This is a genomic window from Okeania sp. SIO2B9 (assembly GCF_010672505.1).
In the GTDB taxonomy this organism is placed as follows: domain Bacteria; phylum Cyanobacteriota; class Cyanobacteriia; order Cyanobacteriales; family Microcoleaceae; genus Okeania; species Okeania hirsuta.
The window spans coordinates 1-4794 of sequence record NZ_JAAHGK010000546.1 but is presented as its reverse complement, the minus strand read 5'-3'; the positions used below and the strand labels follow the sequence as shown (position 1 = coordinate 4794).

4 protein-coding genes are annotated in these 4794 nt (G+C 34.9%); 2 read left to right on the top strand and 2 right to left on the bottom strand.

What is annotated here, in order from left to right; all coding sequences use genetic code 11:
• Nucleotides 1–1293 (bottom strand): toll/interleukin-1 receptor domain-containing protein (locus tag F6K13_RS18805; protein WP_287287996.1); only part of this gene is annotated, 1293 nt, incomplete at its 3' end.
• 362 nt (nt 1294–1655) lie between these two features.
• Between F6K13_RS18805 and F6K13_RS18800 the strand changes: the two genes are divergently transcribed.
• Nucleotides 1656–3131 (top strand): glycoside hydrolase family 13 protein, encoded by a 1476-nt coding sequence (locus F6K13_RS18800; RefSeq protein WP_124154567.1) that lies wholly within the window; start codon nt 1656–1658, stop codon nt 3129–3131.
• 648 nt (nt 3132–3779) lie between these two features.
• Nucleotides 3780–4022, top strand: a complete 243-nt coding sequence (locus tag F6K13_RS18795; protein ID WP_124154566.1) for a hypothetical protein — start codon at nt 3780–3782, stop codon at nt 4020–4022.
• 29 nt (nt 4023–4051) lie between these two features.
• Here the strand turns inward: F6K13_RS18795 and F6K13_RS18790 are convergent.
• On the bottom strand, nt 4052–4794 hold a 743-nt coding region (locus F6K13_RS18790; protein ID WP_287287994.1), incomplete at its 5' end, for an alpha/beta fold hydrolase.

Genomic DNA, 4794 nt, shown 5'->3' with positions numbered 1-4794 from the left:
TAAATTAGGTGGTTGTTTAGCACTTTCGGCAATAAATTCTGTTTGTAAATCTGTAGGTAAATTAGCCATTCTATTTCCAGCTAATTCTAACCAACTTTGATATTGTTCGAGATTATAACCCCGTAATAAAATACTAGGGTTACGATTTTGTTCTAGCCATTTCAAAGCTTTGACTAATAAAATTTTATGCCGTTGATAATAAATAGCTTCTGACTTTAATTCTTTGAGCAGTTTATCTATTCCTTCTGACTCTGATTGAGTAAAATCAATAAATTGTAAGTTGTTTATTTCGGCAGGAATTTCTGTTAAATCTGTGGGAGAAATTAATATAGGAATAATTCGTTTATTCAGACTCAAAGCATAAGTTAATTCCTGTTGACAATATTCAGATTTTATGGCTTCAGGAGACAATAAATAAATTAGATTATCCGCTCCGGCAATACCCCGCTCAATTTCTACTTGAAAATCTTTTCCAGTTTTAATATCGGCATGAGAACTCCAGACAGTAATTCCTTCTCTAATTAAACTTTTCCTGATTTGCTCCATGATACTTTTATTTGCTTCAGCAAAAGCCAAGAAAACTTGAGTCATTAAATTATTAGCATTTTTATCACTTTCACAGATAAATTCACCATGTAAATCTGTAGGAATACAAGGGGGTTGTTCTTCTGTAAATTTAATCTTTAACCATTGTTCTGCTTGTAGACGTTCTTTCCCAATTAATAAATAACGAGTTTGTCTTTGATTATTTTCCCAGTCTAAACCTTTAACTAAAATCTTAGTATGTTGTTTTACATAATCTTGCTGACGATTAAATAATTCGATTAAGTCAGTCAAACTTTTGTCAAAATTATCAAGATTTTCCCGAAAATAAACCCAATTAATTCTGCCTATTTCAGGGTGCATATTAGGAAAACTTGAATGCTTACCTTTTTCTTGATAAATTTTCCATTCTTCTAAAGTTTTTTTTGGGTTTCGTTGTTGCCAAATTTCATAAGTAATTTGTTCGACGTGAAGCAGGGGAATAATTCGTTTATTGTATTTAATAGCTAATTCTATTTCTTTGAGACAGTAGGGAGAATTAACAGAATGAGGCGCAATAATAAACAGAAAATTATCAGCTTTTATGATGCCATCATCAATTTGATTTTGAAAGTCTACTCCCAGAGGAATATCATTTTGGTCAAACCAGATTTTTAGACCATTTTCTGTGAGTTTTTCATAGAGTTTTGTAGCAAAAGATTTACTGTCGGCACGTCCGTAAGAGATGAAGGCATTGTAATATTCTGACATGGTTTTATGGATTGGTAATTAAATTTTTGGAATGGGAATTTTTATCCCTAATTCATTAATTAGAGCTTGCAAGTCTTGCTTAAACAAGTATTGACGTGAGCTATTGCTGCCATCACCATCACAATGTAATTTTGATTTTTCCTTAAATAATTCTTTGCTAATAGGCCATAATACTCACTAATTTTTTTTCAGTGGCTTTGGCAAATTCTAGAATATTATGTGTCCTGTACAAATCTAACCCTTCTCTACATCAAACTGCCTAGTCATTGTGACAAATTTTAATATTACTTTAATTTGTGATACTTTGAGACCAATTTCCTGTCAAAATAGTAGTGGTTTCCTAATTAAAGAGATAATTATCTATGCAAATTCAAACACCAGAGTGGGTAAAACACGCCGTATTTTACCAAATTTTTCCAGACCGTTTTGCCAAAGGTCAACCACCTACCCAAACCAGAAAAGGTATAGACAAAGGTTATTATCCTTCTACCCTAGAACCTTGGGATGAACCTCCTACTCCCCAAGGTTACAAAGGTGGCAACCTCTGGGGTGTCATCGAACAACTTGACTATATTCAAGACCTGGGTGTCACTGCTATTTATTTCACTCCTATTTTTCAATCAGCTTGTAACCATCGCTATCATACCCATGACTATTACCGAGTCGATCCAATTTTAGGAGGTAATGAAGCTTTAAGAGTATTGATAGATGCTGCTCACGATCGCAATATAAAAGTTGTTCTGGATGGAGTTTTCAACCACGCTAGTCGCGGTTTCTATTTCTTCAACGATATCTTGGAAAACGGTCCCCACTCACCCTGGTTACATTGGTTCAAAATAGAAGACTGGCCTCTTTCTGCTTACGATGGCAGTTTACCTGCAAACTATGTCGGGTGGGTAGGCAACCGTGCTTTACCTGTATTCAATCACGATAACCCCGAAGTGAAAGAATACATTATGGAAATTGGGGAATATTGGTTAGAGTTTGGCATTGATGGTTGGCGGTTGGATGTGCCATTTGAAGTTAAGACTCCTGGGTTTTGGCAAGAATTTCGCGATCGCGTCAAAGCTATTAACCCAGAAGCGTATATTGTGGGTGAAGTCTGGAGTGACTGCGTGCAATGGTTAGATGGTACTCAGTTTGATGGGGTGATGAATTATTTGTTTACTGGTCCAACTATTGCTTTTACAGCGGGCGATCGTGTAGATATTGACCAAGTTAAAGGTTGTGACTATTCAGCTTACCCAGCTATATCTGCTGTTGAATATGGTCAAAAAATGCAGGAGTTGCTGCAACTCTATCCTTGGGAAATTGAACTAACTCAACTGAATTTATTAGACAGTCACGATACAGCTCGAGTTTTGAGTATTGCTCAAGGAGATCAAGTAAGTGTTGAGTTAGCTACTCTGTTGTTAATGACTTTTCCTGGCGCACCTAGTATTTATTATGGTGATGAAGTAGGTTTACCAGGGAAGTTAGACCCTGACTCTCGTCGTGGTTTTCCTGCTACGGAAAAATGGGATAATCAAGTTTTGGAATATCATAAACAGTTGATTGCTATTAGAAATAAATATTCTGCTTTGCGTACGGGTAGTTATAAGGTTTTATTTGCTGAGGGAAATGTGTATGTATTTGCCCGTATGTTAGGAGATGAGGAAATTATTGTGGTTATTAATAGTGGTACAGAAGCAGCAAATGTAAATGTTTCTGTTACTCAGTTTAATTCTCGACCTAGTAAAATTGTTTATGGTAGTTGTGAAATTTCCTGGCAAGAAGAATCTACTCAATTAGAATTGAATTTACTACCTAGAAAAGGCTGTATTTTTGTTAATAATTAATTGTATTATATCATGTTTGGTTGAAGACTTACACCTTGGAGGAAGGAAGGCAGAAGGCAGAAGGGAAGAAAAGGTTAGAAGGGATAAAGTTTTTTGGTCGCGTGAGCGTAACGGAGTTCTATCACTGATTATCCGTTAGCGTAGCTCCCCCGGAGGGGGAACATGATATTATAGATTCATAAAAGTAGTTAATTATTTTCTTTTTTTAAGAAATTATTTGTCAACAAAAGATCGAGTAGGATGTGTGACAGTACGCTGACCATTTATCGAATAATGGTCGGTTTGACTGTCATTCACCGCATGCTGAATGATCAACTAATTAAAGTAATTGATGAACAGAAAAATTTTCATTATGACCGAAAAAATTTTGTCTCAAGTTTCCCCTTTTAAGGGGATAAAAAGCGTTTGAGACAAAAGCATTACGCATTCACCAATCCCAAATTTTCTATATATTCTTCGATAATTTGATGCTTGGCTTTAGTATGAGGGTCTATTGTAGGAAGCTCACTGCCATCAGCACCTCATTTTGCTTTCGAGTTACTCATTATTGCTTTTCTCCAGAAATAAAATTACTATTAGGAAAGTAATATAAGTATTGTGCTTATATACGCTTGGATATTCAAATTATTCTATCAATTTTATACAACAATGAAAATTGCTACTAAACTCACTCAAGAACAGGCGCAAAAACTTGCCTTTATCCAGGAAAAAACTAAACAAAGCACAGATGAAATTTTACTATCTGCCCTCGAATATTACTATCAACAACTTTTGAATACTTCTGAAAACCATCTGAAAAAATTTAGTCAACTTGACTTTATTGGTTGTATTGAAGCTGAACCAAATCTTGCTGAAAACTGTGAATCAATTTTGATAAAAAGTAATAGCTAATCAAGAATAATTATTTAAAAAATCTATTATTAATTTTCCCTAATAAAATCCAGAATATAATTAGCAGTAACTTGTGACTTTTCCAAATGAGGAACATGACCGCAATTAGGAATCCAAATCAGTTGAGAATTAGCGATCGCGCCCTCCAATTTACCAGCATCACTAGTACCTAAAATCCGGTCATTTTCTCCCCACAAAATCAATGTTTGCTGTTGTAGAGAAGGCAATTTTTGTTTGAAATTACCATACCCACCACTCTTAGTAAAAGAAATTAAAGCTTGATTCCAACCAGGCATTTCTAGATGTAATCTGGCACAAATATTAGCATCTAAAGTCGCAAAACTTTTATCAAAATAAGCACTACGACTAATACTAGCTCGTACCTGGGGACGACGCAAAAATTCTGTGGCGAAATAGTCAAGTGGAGGAAAAATAAACTTACTAATAATCGGATTATTTTGCATTCCAGCACTATCAATTAATACCAATTTTTTCACAACTTCCGGGTAAGTCAGAGTAAAATCAATAGCAGCAGCACCACCCATAGAAGCACCTACTAAAATAACAGGTTGGTCTATCAAACTTTTCCAAAAATAATAAAGATGAGTAGCGATCGCTTTTGGATTAATTTTTAAATTCGGCAATCTATCTGTAAAACCAAATCCCAATAAATCAACAGCAAAAGTTTGATTTTGAGCAGCAAGTAATGGCAAAAGGCGACGAAATTCAAAAATAGAACTATCAAAACCATGGAGTAATAAAATCGGGGTAA

What these genes read in the sequence shown, in the direction of transcription:
- F6K13_RS18795 (WP_124154566.1), top strand. Translation starts at nt 3,780, where the DNA reads ATGAAAATTGCTACTAAACTCACTCAAGAACAGGCGCAAAAACTTGCC.
- F6K13_RS18800 (WP_124154567.1), top strand. Translation starts at nt 1,656, where the DNA reads ATGCAAATTCAAACACCAGAGTGGGTAAAACACGCCGTATTTTACCAA.